At 71.8% G+C, this 23401-nt stretch carries 23 protein-coding genes; 17 read left to right on the top strand and 6 right to left on the bottom strand.

Annotated elements, in window-relative coordinates; genetic code table 11:
• Window positions 1–9: 9 nt before the first annotated feature.
• The 4 genes from OM076_RS23115 (at window position 10) to OM076_RS23100 (ending at window position 7524) form a co-directional block, all read left to right on the top strand.
• Window positions 10–690, top strand: coding sequence for a uracil-DNA glycosylase (locus OM076_RS23115; RefSeq protein WP_270042442.1), 681 nt, complete (start codon window positions 10–12; stop codon window positions 688–690).
• A complete protein-coding gene (locus OM076_RS23110; RefSeq protein ID WP_270042441.1) occupies window positions 687–1874 on the top strand; it encodes an MFS transporter in 1188 nt (395 codons plus the stop codon). Before OM076_RS23115 ends, OM076_RS23110 begins: the two co-directional genes overlap by 4 nt.
• A gap of 30 nt (window positions 1875–1904) precedes the next feature.
• Window positions 1905–6260 carry a DEAD/DEAH box helicase gene (locus OM076_RS23105; protein ID WP_270042440.1) on the top strand — a complete coding sequence of 1452 codons (4356 nt, stop codon included), beginning with the start codon at window positions 1905–1907 and terminating at the stop codon, window positions 6258–6260.
• A gap of 124 nt (window positions 6261–6384) precedes the next feature.
• Window positions 6385–7524, top strand: a complete 1140-nt coding sequence (locus OM076_RS23100) for a hypothetical protein (protein WP_270042439.1) — start codon at window positions 6385–6387, stop codon at window positions 7522–7524.
• Between the two features lie 70 nt (window positions 7525–7594).
• Here the strand turns inward: OM076_RS23100 and OM076_RS23095 are convergent, their stop codons facing one another.
• Window positions 7595–8902, bottom strand: a complete 1308-nt coding sequence (locus OM076_RS23095) for a reverse transcriptase family protein (protein ID WP_270042438.1) — start codon at window positions 8900–8902, stop codon at window positions 7595–7597.
• A gap of 190 nt (window positions 8903–9092) precedes the next feature.
• On the opposite strand from OM076_RS23095, the gene OM076_RS46255 reads away from it, so the two are divergent.
• Window positions 9093–9866 (top strand): Fpg/Nei family DNA glycosylase, encoded by a 774-nt coding sequence (locus tag OM076_RS46255; RefSeq protein ID WP_270042437.1) that lies wholly within the window; start codon window positions 9093–9095, stop codon window positions 9864–9866.
• Window positions 9863–10591, top strand: coding sequence for a glycerophosphodiester phosphodiesterase (locus OM076_RS23085; RefSeq protein WP_270042436.1), 729 nt, complete (start codon window positions 9863–9865; stop codon window positions 10589–10591). The genes OM076_RS46255 and OM076_RS23085 overlap by 4 nt, the downstream gene beginning before the upstream one ends.
• Here the strand turns inward: OM076_RS23085 and OM076_RS23080 are convergent.
• Window positions 10558–11028, bottom strand: coding sequence for a hypothetical protein (locus OM076_RS23080; RefSeq protein WP_270042435.1), 471 nt, complete (start codon window positions 11026–11028; stop codon window positions 10558–10560). The two genes, OM076_RS23085 and OM076_RS23080, sit on opposite strands and share 34 nt — an antisense overlap.
• Window positions 11029–11069: 41 nt before the next feature.
• On the opposite strand from OM076_RS23080, the gene OM076_RS23075 reads away from it, so the two are divergent.
• From OM076_RS23075 to OM076_RS23040, 8 genes are all read left to right on the top strand, one after another.
• Window positions 11070–11615 carry an RNA polymerase sigma factor gene (locus tag OM076_RS23075; protein ID WP_270042434.1) on the top strand — a complete coding sequence of 182 codons (546 nt, stop codon included), beginning with the start codon at window positions 11070–11072 and terminating at the stop codon, window positions 11613–11615.
• Entirely contained in the window at window positions 11608–12696 is a 1089-nt protein-coding gene (locus tag OM076_RS23070) for a DUF4349 domain-containing protein (protein WP_270042433.1), read from the top strand. The genes OM076_RS23075 and OM076_RS23070 overlap by 8 nt, the downstream gene beginning before the upstream one ends.
• A 49-nt stretch (window positions 12697–12745) precedes the next feature.
• Entirely contained in the window at window positions 12746–13441 is a 696-nt protein-coding gene (locus OM076_RS23065; RefSeq protein ID WP_270042432.1) for a Crp/Fnr family transcriptional regulator, read from the top strand.
• Window positions 13431–13844 (top strand): NUDIX hydrolase, encoded by a 414-nt coding sequence (locus tag OM076_RS23060; RefSeq protein WP_270042431.1) that lies wholly within the window; start codon window positions 13431–13433, stop codon window positions 13842–13844. The genes OM076_RS23065 and OM076_RS23060 overlap by 11 nt, the downstream gene beginning before the upstream one ends.
• A gap of 11 nt (window positions 13845–13855) precedes the next feature.
• Complete coding sequence (locus tag OM076_RS23055; RefSeq protein ID WP_028062855.1) at window positions 13856–14254, top strand: ASCH domain-containing protein; 399 nt, start codon at window positions 13856–13858, stop codon at window positions 14252–14254.
• A 211-nt stretch (window positions 14255–14465) separates the two neighbouring features.
• Window positions 14466–14756, top strand: a complete 291-nt coding sequence (gene groES, locus OM076_RS23050; RefSeq protein WP_270015353.1) for a co-chaperone GroES — start codon at window positions 14466–14468, stop codon at window positions 14754–14756.
• Window positions 14757–14793: 37 nt separating this feature from the next.
• Complete coding sequence (groL, locus tag OM076_RS23045; RefSeq protein WP_270042430.1) at window positions 14794–16422, top strand: chaperonin GroEL; 1629 nt, start codon at window positions 14794–14796, stop codon at window positions 16420–16422.
• Window positions 16423–16595: 173 nt separating this feature from the next.
• Window positions 16596–16811 carry a hypothetical protein gene (locus tag OM076_RS23040; RefSeq protein ID WP_270042429.1) on the top strand — a complete coding sequence of 72 codons (216 nt, stop codon included), beginning with the start codon at window positions 16596–16598 and terminating at the stop codon, window positions 16809–16811.
• On the opposite strand, the gene OM076_RS23035 is transcribed toward OM076_RS23040, so the two are convergent.
• The 4 genes from OM076_RS23035 to OM076_RS23020 all read right to left on the bottom strand — a co-directional run bounded on the left by OM076_RS23035 (window position 16808) and on the right by OM076_RS23020 (window position 19790).
• Window positions 16808–17020 (bottom strand): hypothetical protein, encoded by a 213-nt coding sequence (locus tag OM076_RS23035; RefSeq protein ID WP_270042428.1) that lies wholly within the window; start codon window positions 17018–17020, stop codon window positions 16808–16810. The two genes, OM076_RS23040 and OM076_RS23035, sit on opposite strands and share 4 nt — an antisense overlap.
• A gap of 165 nt (window positions 17021–17185) precedes the next feature.
• A complete protein-coding gene (locus OM076_RS23030) occupies window positions 17186–17965 on the bottom strand; it encodes an ABC transporter ATP-binding protein (protein WP_270042427.1) in 780 nt (259 codons plus the stop codon).
• A complete protein-coding gene (locus tag OM076_RS23025; protein ID WP_270042426.1) occupies window positions 17962–18948 on the bottom strand; it encodes a FecCD family ABC transporter permease in 987 nt (328 codons plus the stop codon). Before OM076_RS23025 ends, OM076_RS23030 begins: the two co-directional genes overlap by 4 nt.
• Window positions 18945–19790: an ABC transporter substrate-binding protein gene (locus tag OM076_RS23020; RefSeq protein ID WP_270042425.1), complete on the bottom strand. Its 846-nt coding sequence runs from the start codon at window positions 19788–19790 to the stop codon at window positions 18945–18947. Before OM076_RS23020 ends, OM076_RS23025 begins: the two co-directional genes overlap by 4 nt.
• Before the next feature lie 72 nt (window positions 19791–19862).
• Here OM076_RS23020 and OM076_RS23015 point away from each other — a divergent pair, with 72 nt between their 5' ends.
• From OM076_RS23015 to OM076_RS23005, 3 genes are read left to right on the top strand one after another with little or no spacing between them, the layout of a single operon-like run.
• Window positions 19863–21137 carry an HtaA domain-containing protein gene (locus tag OM076_RS23015; protein ID WP_270042424.1) on the top strand — a complete coding sequence of 425 codons (1275 nt, stop codon included), beginning with the start codon at window positions 19863–19865 and terminating at the stop codon, window positions 21135–21137.
• A complete protein-coding gene (locus OM076_RS23010) occupies window positions 21134–22318 on the top strand; it encodes an HtaA domain-containing protein (protein ID WP_270042423.1) in 1185 nt (394 codons plus the stop codon). Before OM076_RS23015 ends, OM076_RS23010 begins: the two co-directional genes overlap by 4 nt.
• Before the next feature lie 16 nt (window positions 22319–22334).
• Window positions 22335–23375, top strand: coding sequence for an HtaA domain-containing protein (locus OM076_RS23005; protein ID WP_270042422.1), 1041 nt, complete (start codon window positions 22335–22337; stop codon window positions 23373–23375).
• Window positions 23376–23401: the final 26 nt, after the last annotated feature.

Below are 23401 nucleotides of genomic sequence, written 5' to 3'. Positions count from 1 at the left end.
ATTGGGTCCATGGCCGCCTTGGAAGCGCTCAACGAGGCGGTCCTCGACTGCCGTCGCTGCCCTCGTCTCGTCGAGTGGCGCGAGCAGGTCGCACGCGAGAAGCGGGCGGCGTATCGCGACTGGGAGTACTGGGGCCGGCCGATGCAGGGGTTCGGCGATCCGGCCGCGCGGGTGCTGATCCTCGGGCTCGCGCCCGCCGCGCACGGCGGGAACCGGACGGGCCGGATCTTCACCGGCGACCGCTCGGGTGACTTCCTGTTCGCCTCGCTGCACCGGGTCGGGCTGGCCAACCAGGCGGAGTCGATCGAGCGCGGCGACGGGCTGGCGCTGAGCGGCGCGTACATCGTCGCCGCGGTGCGCTGCGCTCCGCCCGCGAACCTGCCCACCCCCGAGGAGCGCGCGAACTGCTCGGAGTGGCTCGAGGGCGAGGTCGCGCTGCTTCCCGAGGTCCACGTCGTGGTCTGCCTCGGCGGGTTCGCGTGGGAGAGCGCGCTGCGGCTGCGCTCCGCCCTGGGAGGAGCTCCGGTTCCCCGTCCGAAGCCGAAGTTCGGGCACGGCGTGGTCGCCGACGGCGACCCGTGGCCGCTGCTCGGCTGCTTTCACCCCTCGCAACAGAACACGTTCACCGGAAAGCTGACGCCCCCGATGATGGACGCGGTGTTCGAGCAGGCGCGCGAGCTCGCCTGGTGAAGGTCTACGGCGAGATCCTGCGCTCCCGCTATGTCGGAGCGCTCGTCGCCTCCTCGCTGCTCTCGCGGTTCCCGATCGGGATCAACGCACTGGCGATCGTCCTGTTCCTGCGCGAGCAGACGGGCTCGTTCGCGATCGCGGGCGCCGTGTCCGGCTCGCTGGCGGCCGGGTCGGGCCTCGGCGCGCCGTTCGTCGGGCGGCTGGTGGATCGCATCGGCGCGCGCCGGGTGCTCGTCCCGCTCGCGTGCATTCACGCGCTCGGGCTGGCGTCGATCGTCGGCTTCACGGAGCTTGACGCGCCGACCGCCGTGCTGCTGGTGTGCGGGTTCGTCTCAGGCGCGGCGCTCCCGCCGACGTCGTCCGTGCTGCGCTCGCTCTGGACCGAGCTGCTCGAGCCGCGGCTGCACCAGGCGGCGTTCGCGCTGGACTCGACGATGATCGAGCTGATCTTCATCACCGGCCCGCTGCTGACCGCCGGGATCGCCGCCGTGACCTCCCCCGCCGGCGCGCTGATCGTCTCCGCCGTCGCGACCGTCACCGGGACCGCGATCTTCACCGCGCTCCCGCCCACGAAGAACATCCACGGGCAGGAGCGCAGCGCGGCGGGAATGCTCGGCGCCCTGGCCATCCCGGGCGTCCGGACGCTCGTGCTCGTCTCGCTGCCGACGGGGATCGGCCTCGGCATCCTCGAGGTCGGCATCCCGGCGTTCTCGCGCGCCGAGGGCGCCGCGGCGGCCGCCGGTGTGCTGCTGGCGATGTGGTCCTTCGGCAGCGGCATCGGCGGGCTGCTGTACGGCATCCTGCCGCGGCAGGGCGGGGTGTTCCGGATGCACCTGTTCGTCACCGCGCTGCTGCCGCTGACGATCCTCCCGCTCGCCGCCGCGCCCTCCGTCGTGGTCATGGCGTTCCTGGTCATCCCGGCGGGGTGCTGCATCGCACCGCTCCTGGCGACGCGCAACGAGCTCGTGGGCGGCATCGCGCCGCCCGGCATGCGGACGGAGGCCTACACCTGGCCGATGACCGCGTTCGTGGGCGGGATCGCGGTCGGCGCCGCGCTCGCGGGCGTGCTGGTCGAGGGTCCCGGCTGGCGGACGGCCTTCCTCGTCGCCGCCTGCATCTCCGCCACCAGCTCCGTGATGGTCGCGATGTGGCGCAAGACCGTGCTGATTCCGGTCACAACCTGACCGCAATCGGTCGTATCGTACCTTGATGTGATGGCCGATCCACTCGCTCACTTCACTCCACAGGTACGCGAGTGGTTCGGGCGGGCGTTCGCGGAGCCGACCGCCGCGCAGGAGCAGGCGTGGCCCGCGATCGCCACGGGCGAGCATGTCCTGATCTCCGCCCCCACGGGCTCGGGCAAGACGCTGGCGGCGTTCCTCTACGGGCTCGATCAGTTCGTCGCGCGGCCCACCCACGAGCAGACGCGGCTGGTCTACGTCTCGCCGCTGAAGGCCTTGTCGTACGACGTCGAGAAGAACCTGCGCGCGCCGTTGCGCGGGATCGGCGCCGAGCTCAACGTCGCGATCCGGACCGGCGACACGCCGCAGAAGGAGCGGCGCGACATGGTCAAGCACCCGCCCGACGTGCTGATCACGACGCCCGAGTCGCTCTATTTGATGCTGACGAGCGGGGCGCGGGCGCTCTTCGAGGGCACCGAGACCGTGATCCTGGACGAGATCCACGCCGTCGCGCAGACCAAGCGCGGCGCGCATCTGGCGATCACACTGGAGCGGCTGGTCGAGCAGGCGGGGCGCGACGTGCAGCGGGTGGGTCTCTCCGCGACCCAGAACCCGCTGGAAGAGGTCGGCCGGTTCATGGTCGGCCCTTCGCGGCGGGTGACGGTGGTCGACACGGGCGTCCGCAAGCCGCTGGACCTGAAGATCCACGTGCCGGTGGAGTCGATGGTCGAGCCCGAGAACATGGATCTCGAGCTCGATCCGTTCAAGGGCGGCGAGGCGACCCGCAAGTCGATCTGGCCGGCGATGTACCCGGAGTTGCTCAAGCTCGTGCGCGAGCACACGTCGACGCTGATCTTCGTCAACAACCGCCGCGCGGCCGAGCGGCTGGCGCTGCGGCTCAACGAGCTGGCGGAGGAGCCGCTGGCGCGGGCGCACCACGGGTCGCTGGCGCGCGAGGAGCGGCTGGTGGTCGAGGAGCAGCTCAAGGCGGGTGAGCTGCCGTGTCTGGTCGCGACGTCCTCGCTGGAGCTGGGCATCGACATGGGCGCGATCGACCTCGTGCTGCAGGTCGAGTCGCCGAAGTCGGTCACCGCCGGGCTGCAGCGGATCGGTCGTGCCGGCCACAACGTCGGCGACATCTCCAAGGGCCGGATCTTCCCGAAGTTCCGGGCTGATCTCTTGGAGTGCGCGGTGGTCGCCCAGCGGATGCGCGAGGGGAAGATCGAGACGACGGTGGTGCCGCGCAACCCGCTCGACGTCCTGGCGCAGCAGATCGTGGCGATGAGCGCGTCGGCCGAGGACGAGGTCTTGAGCGTCGACCTGCTGGCGGCGATGCTCGCCCGCACCTACACGTACTCCGAGCTGTCGCGGGCGCAGCTGGAGAACGTGCTCGACATGCTCGACGGGCGCTATCCGTCCGAGGAGTTCGGGGAACTGCGGCCGCGGATCGTCTGGGACCGCGTGGCGGGGACGATCCGGGCGCGCAAGGGCTCGCGGGCGCTGGCGATCACCAACGCGGGCACGATCCCCGACCGTGGCCTGTACTCGGTGAACCTCCCCGACGGCCGCCGCGTCGGCGAGCTGGACGAGGAGATGGTCTACGAGGCCCGTGCCGGGCAGGTGTTTCTGTTGGGCGCCTCCTCGTGGCGGATCGAGGAGATCACCCGCGACCGCGTGATCGTCACCCCCGCGCCGGGCGTTCCGGGCGCGGTGCCGTTCTGGAAGGGCGACGGGCTGGGCCGGCCGAAGGAGCTCGGCGAGGCGATCGGCGCGTTCGCGCGCTGGGCGGTCGAGCAGTCGCAGGAGACGCTGGCGAAGGACTTCGACCTCGACCCGCGGGCCGCATCCAACCTGCTCGAGTTCCTGCTCGAGCAGCAGGAGGCGACGCGGGTCATCCCCTCCGACCGCACGATCGTGATCGAGCGCTTCCGGGACGAGATCGGCGACTGGCGGGTGTGCGTGCTCTCGCCGTTCGGCGGGCGGGTGCACGCCGCCTGGGGCCTGGCTCTGTCCGCCCGCATCCGCGAGGTCTACGGCCTGGAGTCGGACGCGATCTGGTCCGACGACGGCATCATCGTCCACCTCCCCGACGCCGACGAACCGCCCGGCGAAGAGCTGGTGATGATCGAGCCGGACGAGCTCGAGGACCTCGTGGTGGGTGAGCTGGGCGGGTCGGCGCTGTTCGGCGCCCGCTTCCGCGAGAACGCGGGCCGCGCGCTGCTGATCCCGCGGGCGTATCCGGGGCGGCGGACGCCGCTGTGGCAGCAGCGTTTGAAGTCCCAGTCGCTGCTGGAGGTCGCGCGCCGCTACGCGCAGTTCCCGATCGTGCTGGAGACCTATCGCGAGGTCCTGCGCGATGTCCTGGACCTCCCCGGCCTGCACGATCTGCTGACCAAGCTGCACCGGCGCGAGCTGTCGCTGGTCGAGGTCGAGACGCCGACTGCTTCGCCGTTCGCCTCGTCGCTGCTGTTCGACTACGTCGCGACCTACATGTACGAGGGCGACCAGCCCAACGCGGAGCGCCGCGCCGCCGCTCTGGCGCTGGATCGCGAGCTGTTGCGCGAGCTGCTCGGGCAGGAGGAGCTGCGCGAGCTGATCGACCTGGGCGCGCTGGAGACCGTCGAAGCGGATCTGCAGCGGCTCTCCGACCGCACGCGGGCGGACACCGTCGACGGCGTGCACGACGTGCTGCGCCGCGTGGGCGACCTGACGCTGGACGAGGCGAAGGCGCGCGGCGCGACGACGGCCTGGCTGCAGCAACTGCGCGGCGAGCGGCGGGCGATGGAGCTGCGGGTGGGTGGCGAGAAGCGCTGGGTCGCGGCCGAGGACGCCGGGCTCTATCGCGACGCGCTGGGCGCCGTCCCGCCGTCCGGGCTGCCCGAGGCGTTCACCGCCGACGTCCCGGACGCGATGGAGCGGCTCGTCCGCCGCTACGCGCGGACGCACGGGCCGTTCGAGACGCGCGCGCTTCGCGAGCGCTACGGGATCGACCTGACGCCGGTGCTCGAGCGCTTGGAGCAGGGCGGTCACTTGGTCCGCGGCGAGTTGCGGCCGGGCGGGACCACGCGCGAGTGGTGCGACCCGGAGGTGCTGCGGCGGCTGCGGCGCGCGTCGCTGGCGGCGCTGCGGGCGGAGATCGAGCCCGCCGACCAGCGCGCCTTCGCGCGCTTCCAGGCCTCCTGGCAGGGCGTCGACCGCCACCCGCCGACCGGGGCGGGTGTGGATCGCCTGCGCGAGGCGCTGGTGCCGCTGCAGGGTCTCGCGCTGCCGCTGGAGGTCTGGGAGCGCGACGTGCTGCCGCGCCGGACGGGCGCCTACTCGCCCGCCTGGATGGACCAGCTCTGCGCTTCTGGTGAGATCGTCTGGGTGGGTGCGGGGGCGATGGGCCGGCGCTCCGGGCGCGTCGCGCTGTACTTCCGCGACGACGCCGCGCTGATCGGGCCGCCGCCGCGCGGCGGGGCGGGCGACGCGCCGTCAGAGCCGATCCACGTGGCCGTGCGCGAGCGGCTGAAGGCCGGCCCGTGCTTCTTCACCGACCTGCTGACCGACGTCGGCGGCTTCACGACCGAGGAACTGCAGAACGGGCTCTGGGACCTCGTGTGGGCGGGTGAGGCGACCAACGACGCGTTCGCGCCCCTGCGCTCGCCGAAGCTGACCGCGGCGACGCCCGCCTGGTCGCAGCGCGCCCGCGCCTCGCGCCGCTCGTTCGGGGCGCGCAAGCGCGGCGGGCAGCCGGCCGTGCAGGGCCGCTGGTCGCTCACGAGCGCGCTGTTCGGGCGCGACGTCGACCCTGTGGCGCGCCGGCGCACGCAGGCCGAACTGCTGCTCGAGCGCTACGGCATCGTCACCCGCGAGCAGGTGCTGGCCGAGGGCATCCCGGGCGGGTTCTCGTCTCTGTACGACTCGCTGGCGGCTTTGGAGACGATCGGGATCGCCCGCCGCGGCTACTTCGTCGAAGGCCTCGGCGGCGCGCAGTTCGCGTTGCCGGGCGCGGTCGAACGGCTGCGGGCGCAGCGTGACGATGACGCGGCGCCGCCGGTCGTCCTCGCCGCCACCGACCCCGCGCAGCCCTACGGCGCGGCGCTGAAGTGGCCGGACACGCCGCGGCGCCCCGCTCGTCAGGCGGGTGCGTATGTGGTCCTGGCGGGTGCTGAGCCGGTGGTGTTCGTCGAGCGCGGGGGCAAGGGCCTGCAGGTGCTCGTCGAGGCCGACGACCCGCGCATCCAGCCGTCGCTCGCCGCGCTGGCCGAGACCGTCCAGCGCGGGCGGATCAAGCGGCTCGCCGTGGAGAAGATCGACGGGGAGTCGATCATCGGGTCCGTCTACGAGGAAACGCTCATCGACCTCGGCTTCCGGCCGGGCCCGCGCAAGCTGACGCTGACCACGTAGGCGGGCCGGGTCCAGGGAGCGCCGGGGTGACTCCGTGACGGCCCGTTTCCGCTACCGGATCGTGCCGCGGCTCGCCGATAGCACGGTGTACTTCGCGGTCGCGGCCACGGAATAGCTGGACGGCATGAGCGTCCTTAGTGGCATGTCCAGGCTCGCCGAGGAAGGCTTCGCCCGCGCGGCGCTCCAGTCCGGGTGCCACTTCTCGGCGGGGCTCGCCGAGGCGCGCGCGCTGATGGCGAGCGGGCGGCCGGATGAGGCCGAGAACGTCCTGGCGACCCTGGCCGCGCCCAATGCGCGCGGCGAGGTCACCCTCGCACTCGTCCGCGCCCGCAACCTGTTCTTCGCACTGAACCGCTCCGCGGACGCGGAGGCCGCCCTACGCGCGGGCGAGGAGGCACTCGCCGCGCGTGGGCTGGCCGGCAGCCCCGCCTCGCTCGCGCGCACGGGCAAAGACGCCGTGCGCGGGTTCACCGGCAGCGGCGCGCCGCTCGTGCGCACGAGCGCAGACGCGCCGGCCGCGCGTACGCTGCCCGCCTCGCTCGGCGCGATGGAGTTGCACGCGCTGCGCGCGCGGTTCGCGTTCGCACAGGGCGACCCGCGCGCCGCGCTGGCGATGGCGGCGCCCGTCGAAGCCGATCCGACCGCCCCGGACGCGGCGCGGGTGCGCGCCGCGGTCGCGATGGCCGAGGCGCTCGCCGTCTGCGGCCGGCGCGACGAGGCGATCGCGGTCGCCCGGCGCTGGGAGCCAGCGTGCGTCCGCTACCTCGCGGGCGCCCAAGCGCTCGCGCACTGGCTCGCCGGCAGCCTCCCCGAAGCCACCTACGAGGCCGAGCGCTCCTATGCCGCCGCGACCGACCCGCAGGGCTGGGCGGTCGCGGCCCTCCTGCTCGGCCACGTCTGGCTCTCCAGGGGCGACACCGACGCGGCGCTTCGCTGGTTTCGCGAAAGCTCCGTCCTGCTGCGCGCCTGCGACCCGGTGGGCATGCGCCCCGCAGCCCTCGCCGGCATCGCCCAAGCGGCAGCCCAAGCGGGCGACGCCGCCCACGCGGCCAAAGCGATCGCCGAGCTCGACCGGCTGCCCCACACCTCCGGCCGCGGCGTCGGCGAGGAACTCGGCCTCGCCCGCGCCTGGGCCGCCTACGCACTCGGCGACCACACCCGCGCGATCGCCCTCGCCACCGCGGTCCTCGCGACCGCCGAAGCCCGCGGCGCCGACGGCTTCGCCGCCCGCGCCCGCACCGAGCTCGCCCGCCTCGCCGCTTAGGGGGGTCAGACCCCTCAACATTGGAAACGGCGCTGTAGAGCCAAAAGAATTGTTGAGGGGTCTGACCCCTTCAAGAATCGCGGGGTGGCCAGGTGATCGTGGCGAAGGCCGTTCGGAGCTTTTCGCCGCGGGTGGGGTTGAGCGACTCGACCCAGGCGATGCGGCCGAGGAGGACGGTCGGGTCGAGGTCCGCGGGTGGGCCGTCGAGCGCGGCGCGGTGGAGGGTGGCCTTCAAGGTGTCGTACTCGGCGCGGGGGACGTTCGGGTGGGCGTTGACGACGACGCCGGTGACCGTCTGGCGGCGGCCGCGGCCCATCACGCGGGTCTTGGCGGCGTTGACGCGGAAGCCTTCGGCGCGGGCGATGGCCCCGATCGCAGCGACCGGTGTGCGCAGCCGCCGGTCGCTGGAGAGGACGAGGTCGTCGGCGTAGCGGGTGTAGGTGGCGCCGATCGCGGCCGCCAGACCGGTGAGCCGGCGGTCCAGCGCGAAGGCGGCGAGGTTGGCCAGGGCGGGCGAGGTGGGCGCGCCCTGCGGGAGGTGCGGGGTCGCGAGGCGGCGCGAGAGCCGCCAGTGAACGGGGACCGACTCCTGCGCCGGCACGACGTTGGTGCACAGGCCGGTGAGGACGTGGGCGACGGACTCCGGGTAGCCCGCGGCGCGGAAGATCCCGAAGACGCGCGCCGCGGTCACGCCCGCGAAGAAGTCCTCGAGATCGAGCCGGACGACGACCCGGCGCCCCACGTGGGCGAGCGCGTGGGTCCGGGCGGACCGCCCGCCCACGAACCCGTGCGCGGCACCGTGCACCGGGATGAGGTCGAGGAGCTCGTGCAGGACCCGCCGTTGCAGCGCCTTCAGCCGCGGCTTGGGCGCCTCGATCACCCGCGGCGGGCCGGACTTCCGCGCCACACGTACATAGCGATAGTGGCGCAGCCGCTCGTCGTTCACCACCCGCTCGAGCCCGCGCACGTCCGCGAACCACTCGAGCGCGCCGACTTCTAGGCCGAGGAACGCCGCCAGATCGCCGACCGTGTCGATCCGCGGGACCGGCCAGCGGGCGAACGCCATCTCGGGGTGAAAGCGCCCCCACTCGACGACGCGCGGCGTCGGCTCCGGGAGCAGCAGGTCGTCGAGGTCATCGGCGTCCGGGTCCGGGAGCGGGTCGAGCTCGTCGAGCACGATGGCCACGTACGCGCCAAGCTCGCGCGGACGGTCCAGCGGCGGGCGGTGGTACGCGTCGAGGACGGCGTCGACCAGCACGGTCACGTAGGGCGGCGGCGGGTCGAGGGCCGCCATGACGCGATCGGCCATCGCCGGCGGCCGCCACTCGCCGGCCAGCAACGCCGCCGCGATCCCGTGGCCCAGTGCGCGCCGCGACATCACAGGGCGCGACGATGCCGCCCGACGGCTCTCGTCGTGCGTGCGCGAGGGGGCACGCGAACGCTGCCCTGCCGCGCACGCGATGCTCTGCGTAGGTCAACGTGGTCTCCCCAGGGAACCCCTGGAGACGCACCTCTGACGGTGCGGGCTCGGGCGGGCATCGTCGCGGCCCGGACCATACTCAGAAGCCGTGCCCGAGGGCGACACCATCCACTACGCGGCGAATAAGATCCGCCCCGTCCTCGAAGGCCAGATCCCGGACAGCATCGAGACGCCGCACCCGCGCTTCGGGCGCGATCGCTGGCCCCAGCGCCTCCAAGGACAGGCCGTGACGGGCGTCGACGCCCACGGCAAGCACCTCTTCATCCGCTTCGAGAACCAGCTGGTGATTCACTCCCACCTGCGGATGACCGGGAAGTGGCGGGTGCGCGACGAGGATTGGCCGCCGCCCCGCAACACCTGGCTGCTCATCAAGCACGGCGAGAAGCTCGTCGCCCAGATCAACGGCCCGGTGCTCGAGCTGATGACCGCCAGCCGCACCCGCTTCGATCAGCGCATCGCCGGTCTCGGCCCGGACATCCTCGCGCCGGAGCTCGACGAGCAGGCCTTCCTGAGGCGACTGCGCACCGACGACCCCACCCGCGCCATCGGGGACGCCCTGCTCGACCAGCGGGTGATCGCCGGGATCGGCAACCTTTGGAAGGCCGAAGGCTGCTTCGAGGCCGGCATCGATCCCTGGCGGCGCACCGGCGACGTCTCAGACGTCGAGGCGCTCGCGATCATCCACGCCACCCGCCCGCGGATGCTCGAATCGTCGCGCAGCGGCATGCAGGAGCGCTTCAAGGTGGTCTACGGCAACGCCGGGAAGCCGTGCCCGCGGTGCGGCACGGACTCGAACATCCGTGCACGCGGGCAAGGCGACGACAACCGGACGACATACTGGTGCCCACGATGTCAGCGATGAGGATGCGGCGGATCGGGCACAAGGGCGCGGACCTGATCGTCCCCGGCAACACACTCGCCTCGTTCGACGCGGCGCTGGCCTACGGCGTGGACATGATCGAGTTCGACGTGCTGCCCGAGTTCCAGCACGAGCCGGCCAAGGGCCGCCTGCTGCTCGCCCACGACTACGAGCACGTCGAGAACGCGCCGACGTTCGAGCAGGGCCTCGCGCACCTCGCCTCCACGCCGTTCGACGGCGTCGAGCTCGACGTCGACCTCAAGCTCCCCGGCTACGAGGACCGCGTGGTCGCCGCCCTGCGCGAGCACGGCCTGATCGACCGGTCGCTGATCTCCTCCAACTGGATGCGCTCGCTGCTCGTCCTGCGCCAACTGGAGCCCAAGCTCCGCCTCGGCTGGTCGGTCCCGCGCCTGCGCAAGGACCCGACGAAGGCGTGGCTGACCAAGCTCCCCGCCTACGCGGGCGCGGCCTACGTGCGCCTCAAGCTCCCGTCAGCGGTCAAGGTCCACATGGCCGCCGGGCGCTGCGACGCGCTGATGGTGCACTGGCGCCTGGTGTCATCGCGGCTCGTGCGCGCCGTCAACGAGGCGGGCGGGGAGATCTACGTCTGGACGGTCGACGACGGCCGCCGCATCGGGCGACTCGAGAAGCTCGGCGTCACCGGGGTCATCACCAACGACCCCCGGCTCTTCGCTCAGTTGCCGAGCTCGCAGTTGGCGGCGGAGTAGCCCGCCGGGTCGGCGCCGGCGCTTGACCGGTGCCCGCCCTCGGTGACGACCTCCGCGGTGCGTGGCAGGGCGTCGCCCTTGCGCCAGCGATAGCGCACGACCCCGCGCAGCATGACCGTGTTGGTCGGCCGCGCGAAGCTGAAGCTCCACCCGGACTCCGCGGGAACGCCCTTCGCGGTCCCGAGCACCCGCCAACCGGAGTCGGCGTCCTCGACGTCCGCCCACGTACCGTCCGCGGCCTTGTACTGCACGCGGAAGCGCATCGAGAGCTTGACGCCCTTCGGCAGGCCCGACATCGACGCGCGGATCCCGATCGTGTCCGGCTGCTTGGCCGTGTCGCAGACGTTGACCGTCGCCCAGGTGTCCATGTCGCGCGCCGACGCGGCGGCCGGCGCGAGCAGGCAGGCGAGCAGGACGAGAGGCAGCGCGATCCGCATCGGTGGGCGAAAGAATCTAGCGCCGATCTGTGATGGATCCCATGGGCGATCGTAGTAAGGATGTGACGACGGCCAGCACCGCGACTCTTCCCGCCACCGCAGTGCGCGCGCTCGACTTCGACGCGCTCTACCGCGACGCCCGGGACGACGTCTTCGCGTACACCGCGACGCTGCTGCGAGACAGCGCCGCGGCCGAGGACGTCACCGCCCAAGCGTTCGAGCGCGCGTACAAGCGCCGCTCCCGCTTCGACGCCCGCCGCGGGTCCCCGCGCGCGTGGCTGTTCGGCATCGCCCGCAACGCCGCACTCGACGAGTTGCGCAGCCGCAAACGCACCGCGGCGGCCGGACTCCCGGTGCCGCCGTCGACTCCCGGGCCCGACGAGCTGGCCGAGCAGACCGCGGAGCGCGACGCCGTCCGCCGCGCCCTGGGCACCCTCGTCGCGCGCGATCGAGAGCTGATCGCGCTCAAGTACCACGCCGACCTCTCCAACGCCGAGATCGCCGAGGTCCTCGGCGTCAGCGCCTCCAACGCGGGCACGCTCCTGCACCGCGCCATGACCAAGCTCCGGGAGGCCGTCGATGCCTGATCTCGAGATGCTCCTCCGCGACGTCCGCCCCGTTCCCGACCCGGTCTGGGCCGAGAAGCTGGACGCGAAGGTCGCCGCCCGGTTTCCCGGCCCGGTCCCGCCCTGGAAGAAGAAGCTGCAGGCGCTGCGCGACCACTTCGCGGCGTTCGCGCTGGCCAGCGCGACGGCGGCAACACTGCTGCTGATCGTCGTCGTCATCGCCAAGAACATCGATACGAGCGGCAGCGACGACTCGGGGGCCAGCGCGACGTCGATGAAGGCGCCGCCTTCGGCTGACAGCGCGAGCTCCGGCAGCTCGGCCGCGAGCCCGAAGAAGTCCGCCACTGACGAGCGGTCGGCGGCTGCAACGTTGCCACGGTCGGCGGCGGGCGGGAGCTCAGGAGCGGCCGGCGGCGGCCGCGCGGTCCTGAGCAACGCCTCGCTGACCATCACCACCCGCCCCGGCGAGGTCGAGACCACGACCGACCGCGCGATCCGCATCACGGACACGCTCGGCGGCTACGTGCAGACCTCGAGCACCAGCGTGCACGGCTCGACCGCGAGCGCGTCGCTGACCCTCAAGCTGCCGGCCGACAAGCTGGACAGCGGCATCGCGCAGCTCTCCAAGCTCGGGCACGTGTCCGCCCGCTCCCAGCAGGCCGAGGACGTCACCGACCAGCGCGACAGCCTCGAGGCCGCCGTGCGCGACGCCCGCGCGGATCGCGACGGCCTGCGCTCCCGCCTGGCCAAGGCCGCCACGGACAAGGAACGTTCCCGCCTGCGCGCCCTGCTGGACCGCGCCACCCGCCGCGTCACGGCGCGCGAGCGTGCCGTCGCGCAGCTCAACCAGGCGGTCTCCTACGCCTCGGTCGACCTGTCGATCGAGGGGACCCGAAAGGCCACTGTTGCCCCGGTCCCGGGCGGGCGCTGGACCCCCGGCGACGCCGTCAAGGACGCGGGCCGCGTGCTCGAGGTGATCGCCGGCGTGCTGGTGATCGGCCTCGCCATCCTGCTCCCGCTCGGCGTTCTCGCCGGGCTGGCCGCCTACGCCAACCGCAGCCTGACGCGCCGCCGGCGCGAACGGGCGCTCGAGGCCTCCTGAGCCGCAGAGAACGTGTGCTCGCCGTCAATGAGTGGTAGACACTCCCGAAGTGACGGCGAGCACACAGGAAACGGTCGAGCTGCTCAGCCAGGTGCCGGTCTTCGCCCCGCTGGCGGCGAATGACCTCGAGCTGGTGGCCGAGGTCTGCCACCCGCGCCGCTTCGGCGCGGGTGAGGTGATCTTCCGCGAGGGCGACCAGTCCAACACGTGTTACCTCGTCCGTTCCGGCCATGCGCGGGCGATCCGGGAGCACGCCGACGGGCGCCAGCTCGCGCTCGCCACGTTCGGGCCCGGCGACATCTTCGGCGAGCTGGCGATGTTCGACGACGAGCGCCGCTCGGCGACGGTCGAGACGATCGACGCGCTCGAGGTGCTCGCGATCCTCGGCCCCGACATGCGCCGGCTGATGCTGCGTCGGCCGCAGCTGGCCGTCGCGCTCGCCGCCTCGCTGTCGCGGCGGCTGCGGACGACCAACGAGCGCCTCGCCAGCCAGTCCTTTCAGACCGTGCAGAGCCGCGTGGCCGGCGTGATCGCCACGCTCGTCGACCAGGCGGTCGCCGAAGGCGCCAACGCCGTCGACGTGCCGATCACCGCCACTCAGGCCGACCTCGCGATGCTCGCGGGCTCCTCGCGCGAGTCCGCTTCGCGGTTCCTTGCGACCCTGGAACGGGCAGGCGTGATCTCACAGGGGCGCGGGCGCTTGACGGTCCATGACCCCCAGGCCCTTCGCAACTATGTCTACTGAGCTGGAGACCTCCTACGGCGGTGTCGTCGTCCGCGGCGACGAGCTCCTCGTGATCACGCCCGCCGGCAAGAAGGTCACCGGGTTGCCGAAGGGCGGGATGGAGGCGGGCGAGACGCCCGAGCAGGTCGCCGCCCGCGAGGTGCGCGAGGAGACGGGCGTGGTCGCGAACGTCATCCAGCCGCTCGGCGACGTCCGGTACACCTACCGGCGCGGCGGCCGGCGGGTGCGCAAGACGGTGCATTTCTTCCTCTGCGAGTACGTCGAGGGCTCCACGGCCGACCACGATCACGAGGTCGACGACGCCCGCTGGATCGCCCTCAACCGGGCCCGCGAGGAGCTCAGTTACCCCGGCGAACGGGCGTTGATCGATCGCCTGCTGTCCAAGATGCCCTCCGGACGCTAGTCTGCCGCTCCGTGCAGGTCCTTAACTTCTACTCCACGGTCTTCGCCGACCAGATGAAGCGCGGGCGCAAGACGGCGACGATCCGGCTGGGCGACAAGCGGCATAAGTACCGCAAGAACCAGGTCGTGCTGGTCACCGTCGGCTACCAGTACTCCCCGCGCGAGAAGCTGTTCCATGCGGTGATCGACAACGTGGAGGTCAAGCGGGTCAAGGACCTGTCTCCGCGTGATATCGAGCACGACAACCCCGAGTTCCGCCGTACCGAGGAGCTCGTGCACTTCCTGAAGCAGATCTACGACCGTGAGGTGGCGCTCGACGACACCGTGACGGTCGTCCGGTTCTCGCAGATCGTCGAGAACCCGCCGGACTTCCAGGATCGCCTCCGCGGCGTCGGCGGCGCGCAGAACTAGCTCGATCGCGCGCCGGCGACCTCGCCGGCGCGTTTGAGTCCTGACCTCCTCGCGGCGGTTCATGTGGTCAACGCGTTGGCACTCGTGTGAAAAGAGTGCCAATTGCCCTTGACGACTTGGACATTCGTCGTATCATCAGCGACCGCTGGCACTCTCATGCCGAGAGTGCCAAAGCTTTTACGCTGGTTCCGATCTGAGTGGAGGTCACTCAATGAAGCTCAAGCCTCTCGGCGATCGTCTGATCGTCAAGGCCGTCGAGGAGGAAGCGACCACCGCTTCCGGCATCGTTCTTCCCGACACGGCCAAGGAGAAGCCCCAGAAGGGCAAGGTCCTTGCGGTCGGCGACGGCAAGCTCGACGACAACGGCCAGCGTCAGCCGCTCGACGTCGTCGAGGGCGACGAGGTCCTCTACTCCAAGTACGGCGGCACGGAGATCACGGTCGAAGGCGAGGACCTGCTGGTCCTTCGCGAGTCGGACGTGCTCGCCAAGGTCACCGGCTGATCGCCGCCTGAATCTTCTTAAGGAGAACTAGAGACACATGGCTCACAAGGAACTGAAGTACGACGTCGACGCTCGCAAGGCGCTTGAGCTCGGCGTCGACGCCGTCGCCAACGCCGTCAAGGTCACGCTCGGCCCGCGCGGTCGCTACGTCGTCCTGGACAAGAAGTTCGGTGCTCCCACGATCACGAACGATGGTGTGACCATCGCTCGCGAGATCGAGGTCGAGGACGTCTTCCAGAACCAGGGCGCCCAGCTCGTCCGCGAGGTCGCCACGGCGACCAACGATGTTGCCGGCGACGGCACCACGACCGCGACGGTGCTCGCCCAGGCGATCGTCCGCCAGGGTCTGAAGAACGTTGCCGCCGGCGCGAACCCGCTCGCGCTCAAGAAGGGCATCGAGATCGCCGTCGACCAGGTCGTGGAGCACATCCGCAGCCAGGCGAAGGAGATCAACGGCAAGGACCAGATCGCTCGCGTCGCGACGATCTCGGCCGGCGACGATGAGATCGGCGACGTCATCGCCGACGCCATCGAGAAGGTCGGCAAGGACGGGGTCGTCAACGTCGAAGAGGGTCAGACCTTCGGCATGGACCTCGAGTTCACCGAGGGCATGCAGTTCGACAAGGGCTACATCTCGCCCTACATGGCGACCGACCAGGAGCGCATGGAGGCGGTCCTCGAGGACCCCTACATCCTGATCGCCAACCAGAAGATCGGCTCCGTCCGTGACCTTCTGCCCGTCCTGGAGCAGGTCATCCAGTCCGGCCGCCCGCTGCTGATCATCGCCGAGGACGTCGAGGGCGAGGCTCTGGCCACGCTCATCGTCAACAAGCTCCGCGGCACGTTCACGGGCGTCGCCGTGAAGGCCCCGGGCTTCGGCGATCGCCGCAAGCGCATGCTCGAGGACATCGCGATCCTCACCGGCGGCGAGGTCATCACCGAGGAGATGGGTCTCAAGCTCGAGAACACCCAGATCTCGCAGCTCGGTCGCGCCCGCCGCGTCGTCGTCGCCAAGGACAACTCGACGATCGTCGACGGTGCCGGGGAGGCTGACGCGATCAAGGGTCGCATCAACCAGATCAAGGGCGAGGTCGAGAACACCGACTCCGACTTCGATCGCGAGAAGCTGCAGGAGCGCCTCGCCAAGCTCTCCGGCGGTGTCGCGGTCGTCAAGGTCGGCGCGGCCACCGAGACCGAGATGAAGGAAAAGAAGCACCGCGTCGAGGACGCCCTTCAGGCGACCCGCGCCGCGCTCGAGGAGGGCATCGTCCCGGGCGGCGGCATCGCGCTCGTCGAGGCCGCTGACGCGATCAACCTCGACGCGACCGGCATCGACGACGAGAAGACCGGCATGCGCATCGTGCTGCGCGCGCTCGAGGAGCCGCTCCGTCAGATCTCGGAGAACGCCGGCTTCGAGGGCTCCGTCGTGGTCAACGAGGTGCGCCGCTCCGCGGCCGGCATCGGCCTCAACGCGGCCACGGGCGAGTACGTCGACCTGGTCCAGGCGGGCGTCATCGACCCGGCCATGGTCACGCGCTCCGCGCTGCAGAACGCGGCCTCCATCGCCAAGAACATCCTCACCACCGAGGCCATCGTGGCCGAGGTCCCGGAGAAGGATGGCGGCGGTTCCGGCGGCGGCATGCCCGACATGTCGGGCATGATGTAGCCACCGGCTCACCCCGGATGAATTCGCTCGAGGGCCCCGGTTTCGGGGCCCTCGGCCGTTAAGTCGACCGGAGGCGATGACCGGCGAGTACCACTCCCAGCGCAAGATCGCCTCGGGCGTCGCTCGTCGGCCGCTTCCGACTGACTCGCTCCTGAGTTGGAATGATCGCGGGCATGGACGACCTCCGTGCCCGCGTTCGGGAACTCGAAGTGCTGGTGAACCACCTCTACGCCACGCTGGACGTGGCGCGGCCGGGGCCGGACACGAGCGCCAGCCCGCAGGTGCTCGCGTACGTGGGTCAGGGCAACCTGATCCGCGCGATCAAGCAGTACCGCGAGGAGACGGGCTGCGATCTCCGTACGGCCAAGGAGTTCGTGGAGACCCTCTAGCGGGAGGTGAGGTGCCAGCCGCCGCAGACGTCGCAGTGGTACGGCTTCGTCGCGGCGCCGCGGCCGCGCGGGACGTTCATCAGCGCGATCGAGCGCGCTTCGGCCTCGCTGTCGTAGCGCTCCTTGGTCGCGCACGCCTCCCGGCGCGGGCGCTGCGGGTCGAAGGTCACGCCCGCCGGCGGCGGGGGCCGGCGGTTGCGACGCGGCATGTATTCAGTTCTAGTACACGCCCCCGAAAATACGGCGGATTCTGGCGGGCCCCGCCCGCCTCTGCCGGGCCCCGGCAGGCGCACACGTACCACCAGTATGCGAGCGCCTGCCGGGTACCGGCAGAGACGACCGGTGATCTGGCCAGCGATCCACCGTATTTCCGGTCACGTGTACCCGCGGTCGAGCCAGTTGACGCGCAGGGCGCCGCGCTCGTCGAGGGCGGCGTCGACGCCCCAGATCTCGCTCAGGCGCTCCTTGGTCAGCACGTCGCGCGGCGCGCCGGTGGCGGCGGAGCGGCCCTTCGCCATGACGACGACCGTGTCGGCCACGGCGGCGGCGAGCGCGAGGTCGTGGACGACGAGGATCACCGAAAGGCCGTCGTCGGCCAGACCGCGCAGCAGGCGGGCGACGCTCGCGGTGGCGCCGAGGTCGAGGTGCGAGGTCGGCTCGTCGGCGATCAGCACCGGTGCCTCCTGCGCCAGCCCGACCGCGATCTGGACGCGCTGGAGCTCGCCGCCCGAGAGGGTCGTGAGCTTGCGCTCGGCGAAGTCGAACACGTTGGTGCGGGTGAGGGCGCGGTCGACGGCCTCACGGTCGTGGCGTGTCGGCCGGCCGAGCGGCTTGATGTGGGGGGAGCGGCCGAGCTCGACCGCCTCCCGCACCGTCACGCCGGCGGGGACAGGGGCGCGTTGCGGGATGAACGCGCGCAGCCGGGCGATCCGGCGCCCCTTGAGCTCGTGCAGCGGCGTGCCGCTCCAGCGGACGTCCCCGCCTTCGAGCTTCTGGAGCCCGGAGACGGCTCTTGAGAGCGTCGACTTGCCGGCGCCGTTGGGGCCGACGACCGCGACCAGCTCGCCGGCGCGGACGCGCAGGTCCGCCCCGTGGAGGATCGCGGCGTCGCCGATCCGGACCTTGACGTCCCTGGCTTCGAGCAGCGCGGTCACACGGCTTCTCGCAAGAGCCAGAGGAAGAGCGGCACGCCGAGGACGACCATCAGCGGGCCGACGGGCAGCTCGATCGGCGCCAGCACGGTGCGGGCGAGGGTGTCCGCGCCGGTCAGCAGCGCCGCTCCGCTGAGCGCGCTGGCGGGGATGACGAAGCGATTGGAGGCGGTCCCGGCTGCGAGCCGGACGAGGTGCGGGATGACGAGGCCGAGGAAGCCGAGCAGGCCGGCGAGGGCGGCGGCGGAGGAGGCGAGGAGGGCCGCGGCGCCCGCGGCGAGCAGGCGGACGAGGCGCGGGCGGCCGCCGAGCGAGGCGGCGACGTCATCGCCGAGCGCGAGGCGATCGAGCGGCCGCGCGAGGAAGACCGACAGGATGAACCCGACCGCGAAGTACGGCCAGACGACCGCGAGCGAGGACCAGCCTTCGCTCGAGAGGCCACCGGCGAGCCAGAAGACCGCCGACTGGACGCGATCGCTGTAGGCGACCATCAGCGACGTCGTGGCCGCGCCGAAGAGCGCGCTGATCGCGATGCCGGCGAGGATCACCCGCCCGATCGCCCCGCCGTGCGGGCCCGACCACCCGATCACGAACACGATGCCCGCCGCGAGGACGCCGAAGAACAGCGCGCCGACAGGGAGCAGCGCGATTGCGCTCGGCCAGACGAGCAGCGTGAGCATCGCCCCGAAGCCCGCGCCGCCCGTCACGCCGATCACGTCCGGCGAGGCGAGTGGGTTCGCCAGCGCGCCCTGCAGCAGCGCGCCCGCGACGCCGAGCGCCGCGCCGACGATCGCGGCGCTGACCGTCCGCGGCAGCCGCAGCTCGGTGATGATCTGCTTCAGCGGCCCGTCCGGCGCCTGGCCGGTGAGCGACAGCCAGATGTCGTGCAGCGGGACGTGGACGGCGCCGAACGCCATCGAGGCCGCCGCCGCGATGACCAGCGCGGCCGCTCCGGCGAGGACGACCGTGAGGCGGCGCCGGTTCAATTCTTGAGGAACTTGCTGCGGACGTCGCGAATCGTCGAGGCGACGCCCGGATACGGCTGCAGCAGCGAGTTCCCGGTGGCGACGTAGACGCGCTTGTTCTTGACCGCCTTCGTGTTGCGCCAGTTCGGGTTGTTCCGGTAATACGCGGCGAGCCGCGGGATGTTGCCCGGGCTGCCGTGCGGGACGGCGATGATGATGTCCGGGTTGCGCTTGACCACGATCTCGTCGGAGATCCTCGCGGTTCCGCTCGGCGAAGTCAGCCCCTGGGTGAGGAGCGTCCCGCCCGCCTGGGCGACGACGTCGCCGCCCCAGGAGTTCGCGAGCATCGCGTAGGGGGTGCGACCGACGCCGAGGATGACCAGCACGCGCGGGCGGCTGCGGATGTTGCGCTTGGCCGCGGCGACGTCATTGGCGATCTTGTTGGCGAGGTCGTCGGCGGCGCGGGTGCGGCCGAGGACCTTGCCGATGTTGCGCGTCTCGGTCCCCACGGCCGCGACGCTGTTCGGGTCGCTCTCGTAGACCTTCATGCCCAGCTTGCGCATCGCGGGCGTGCCGCGCTGCCAGGTCTTGCTCGAGAGGACGATGCTCGGGTTGTAGGTCGCGAGCTGCTCGAGGTTGGGGCCGAGCGGGTGCGTGAGGGTCAGCACGGGAACGCCCTTGAGCGAGGCGATGTACTGGTCCGAGCCGCCGAGCGTCTGGCCGAGGACGACCGGGCGGACGCCGAGGCGGGTGATCGTGGAGGCGGAGAACGGCGTCAGAGCGGCCACGCGCGGCGCCGCCTGGGCGGGCGCGGCGAGGACGGCCGTGGAGAGGGCGATGGTCAGCGCAGCAAGGAGCTTCATGGCGGGCGTTAGGCTACCCTAAGAACCTGTGTTAGGGTCCGCATTCCCGGCCACGGCGGTCGGGTTTGCCTTATGACTCTCCGTCGCTTCGCCCTCGCTGTGCTGTGTGTGTGCGGCCTTCTCGCCGCCCCCGCTGACGCCTTCGCCACGCCGTCGCTCGCCGCGTTCGAGCTCTCGGCGTCCGGCAAGCGTGCGCTGTCCGCACGCTCGCTCTCCGTCACCTCAGCGCCGCGCGGGCCCGCCAAGTACCCGACGTTCGCGATCGGTGGGTGGACGATCGGATCGTCGGCGAAGATCAGCCTCAACGGTGTGCTGCGCTTCCGCTCCGGCAAGCGCAACGTGAGCGCCACCGGCCTCTCCGTGACGATCTCGCGGACCTCGTCCTACGTGACGGCGCGGCTGGGCGGCTCGAGCGTGCGGCTGTTCACGCTGACGCCGACCAAGCCCGCGGTGCTCGACGCCGCGCAGCAGCATGTGTCCTTGGTCGGGGCGCGGGTGGCGCTCACGCGCGCGGCGACGACCCGCCTGAAGGCGGGCCTGCGACTGCGCCGCGCACCCTCGACGACGACGCTCGGCAAGCTCACCGTGGGTGTCGCGGCCGAGCTGACGCAGCCATCGGTGACGCTCCCGGCGCCTGCTCCGCCCGTGCCGACCGACTCGGCGCTGCCGGCACCCACGCCGACCGCGACCGCGACGCCGGCACCCACCGCCACCGCGACGCCCGTTCCCGAGCCCGCGTGCGCGGATCGGTTCACCGCGACACCGGCGAGCAGCGTCGACTGGTTCTCATGCGACCTCGGCGACAGCGGGACGCTCAAGAGCTGGACCAATTACGTGCAGCGGGCGTTCCCGGCCGTTCCCTGCGCGGGCACGCCGGGCGGGACCGTCGTCGCGGGCGGCGGTGCCGCGCGGGTCGTCGCCGGCACGGCGTACGACCATCGGTTCCCGATCGCCTCGAGCGAGGTCCGGGCCGACGGGTCGGCGACGATCACCGTGAACGGGAACGTCACCTACACGATGGCGGTGCACGGGATCGACGAGTCGATCGGCGCGTTCCGGATCGAGATCGTCGCGGGCGGGCAGTCCGGGACGGTCTACGCCGACGGGCGCTACAAGCCGTTCGAGATGGGCGGCGACGTCTGCACGACCGCGCCGCAGAACTACGCGGGCGTCGCGGTGCTCACGCTCGACCTGACCGGGATCGCGCCCGTGACCGCGGATGGGGTGAGGCGCTGGGTCCACGTGCCGGCGAAGATCGCGGCGACCGCGGGCGAGCGGATCGGCGGCGGCGCGTACACGGCAGGCAGCGCGTGGGGCTCGTTCACGATCGCCGTTCCCGCGACATGAACGGTGCGCGCGTCGCCGGCGTCCTTCTGGCGCTGGCGCTGGCGCTGGGCGCTCCGGGGACGGCCGGCGCCGCGACCAGCGGCTCGCTGAACGTGACGTTGACCGCGCGCACCGAGCAGGCGCTCAAGGCGCGCGGCGTGACCGTCCGAACGAGCGGTGGGGCGTCACGGTCGGGACGCAGCGTCACGCTCGCGCTCGCGGCGGGTGACGCGAAGGCGCTGCGGACGACCGGCTCGCTTCGCCTGCGGACCAAGCACCGGACCGTGTCGCTCGGCTCGCCGCGGCTCGAGCTCGGCTCGAACCCGCGGGTGACCGCACTGCTCGGCGGGCGCCGGACGACGCTGCTGACGCTGGCGGTCGCGCCGGACGTGAGCGCCTCGGGCGTCCAGCTGCCGCGCACCTCGGCGACGCTGACCGCCGCCGCGGCGAAGACGATCGCCGGCCGCCTGCGGGTCTCGAAGCTGCCGCGGACGTCCTTCGTCACGGTCGCCGCGACGGCGAGCTTCAGCGGTGCGGCCGCTCCGCCCCCGGTCCAGCAACCGGGAGTGGCGCCGAACGGGCCGTGCCGCACGACAACCGGTGGCGCGGCGGTCGAGCCGGGCGCGGGCGAGCCGCCGGTGAAGGCACGGCCCGCGGGCGCGCGGACCATCACCTCGGCGACGGTCACGTGGCGCGTGCGCGAGTCGTTCATCCAGTACATCGCGTCGGGCGAGGGCACCTCGACGGCCCGCGGGGCGAGCGGTGAGCCGCCCGAGGTCGCCGGCGGCAGCGAGGCGCCGCTCGTCTACTCCTTCCACTTCCCGTTCGCCGAGGGCTGGTGCGACCCCGCGTCCGGCGCCGCGCGGATCGCGTTCACGGGCACCGTCGGCTTCAGGTACGCCGACCACGAGATCGACCTGCGCGCCAACGATCCCGAGGTCGAGCTCGACGGCACGTCCTCGCGGGTGATCTTCCGCATGACCGGCTCAGGCAGCACGGACGGTGCAAACGCGCGGGCGGTCGTCGAGACGCTCGACGTCTCCAAGGCGGGCGGCGTGTTCACGGGCGCCGACGCCAAGTCGTTCGCCTACGAGCGCATCCCGGCAGCCGTGCCGCCTGGCGCCGCGACCTCGGTCTTCGCCGGCTACTACCTCCCGGGCGATCCGTTCGGGTGGGTCTCCATCTCGTTCACCACGGAATAAGGAACCACGGACGGATATGCGCAAGCTCCTCACAGCGGCCCTCGCGGCAACCGCAGCCATGGCGGTCGCGGCGCCCGCGGCCCAGGCCGCGACGCTGACGGTCACGGGCGGCAAGCTCGAATGGACGATCCCGAATCAGCTGTCCTCGTTCGCTGATCCCACTGCAACGTGGCTCGGTTACGTGACGTTCAATCAGGTCGGCAACCCCGGCTCGTCCAACGGCACCGCCGCGGCCACCGCTCCCGCGACGTTGACCGGTCCCGACGGGAATTCTGCCGCCTCGGTGACGCCTGACTCCGCGCGTGGCGCGGACCAGAAGTACACCTTCGGTTATCCCGCGGCGAGTGGGACGTACACCGAGAACGGCGTCGGGAGCATCGAGACCACGGGCACGGTCACGTTCACCGTGCACGGCTCGCCGATCACGGTGGTCAACCCGCTGATCACGCTCAACGGGCTTACGGGGACGCTGAAGGCCTCGGGCGTCACCGCGAACCAGCTGGGGCAGACGTCGACCTACGACCGCTCCAAGACACAGCTCAATCTCGATCTCTCGGCCGCCACGGTGACCTTGCGCGCCGACGGCTCGCGCATGATCGACGGGATCGTCCCGTCCAACGAGCCCGGTTCGGTGCTCGACGGGTTCGGGCCGAACGCCCGCCGGTACGGGACGATGAAGCTGACGCTCGGTCTGAGCTACCCCGAGCCCGGGACCGGGCCCGCCGGCGAGAAGGGCGACGCGGGTGAGCCCGGGACGGCCGTCCTCGGCTCCCCCGGCGCGGCTGGTCCGCAGGGTCCGGCCGGTCCCGCCGGACCGCGTGGCCCGGCGGGCAAGAGCGCGAAGATCAGCACGTTCACGCTCAAGAAGGCGCCGTTCGCGGGGAGCGCCAAGCGGTCCGTGAAGCTGCTGCAGCGCAAGACGGGCAAGGTCCTCGCGACCGGCACGCTGCAGCGTCGCAAGCTGCGCCTCGCCGCGCTGGAGGGGACGAAGCTCAAGGGCAGTTTCGTCGTGAAGCTCGCCCACGGCACGCGCCGGGCGACGGTGACGCTCAAGTAGGTTGACGACTTAGCGACAGGTGTCTT

Source organism: Solirubrobacter ginsenosidimutans, from assembly GCF_027587205.1.
This window is presented reverse-complemented; position numbering and strand designations above follow the sequence as displayed.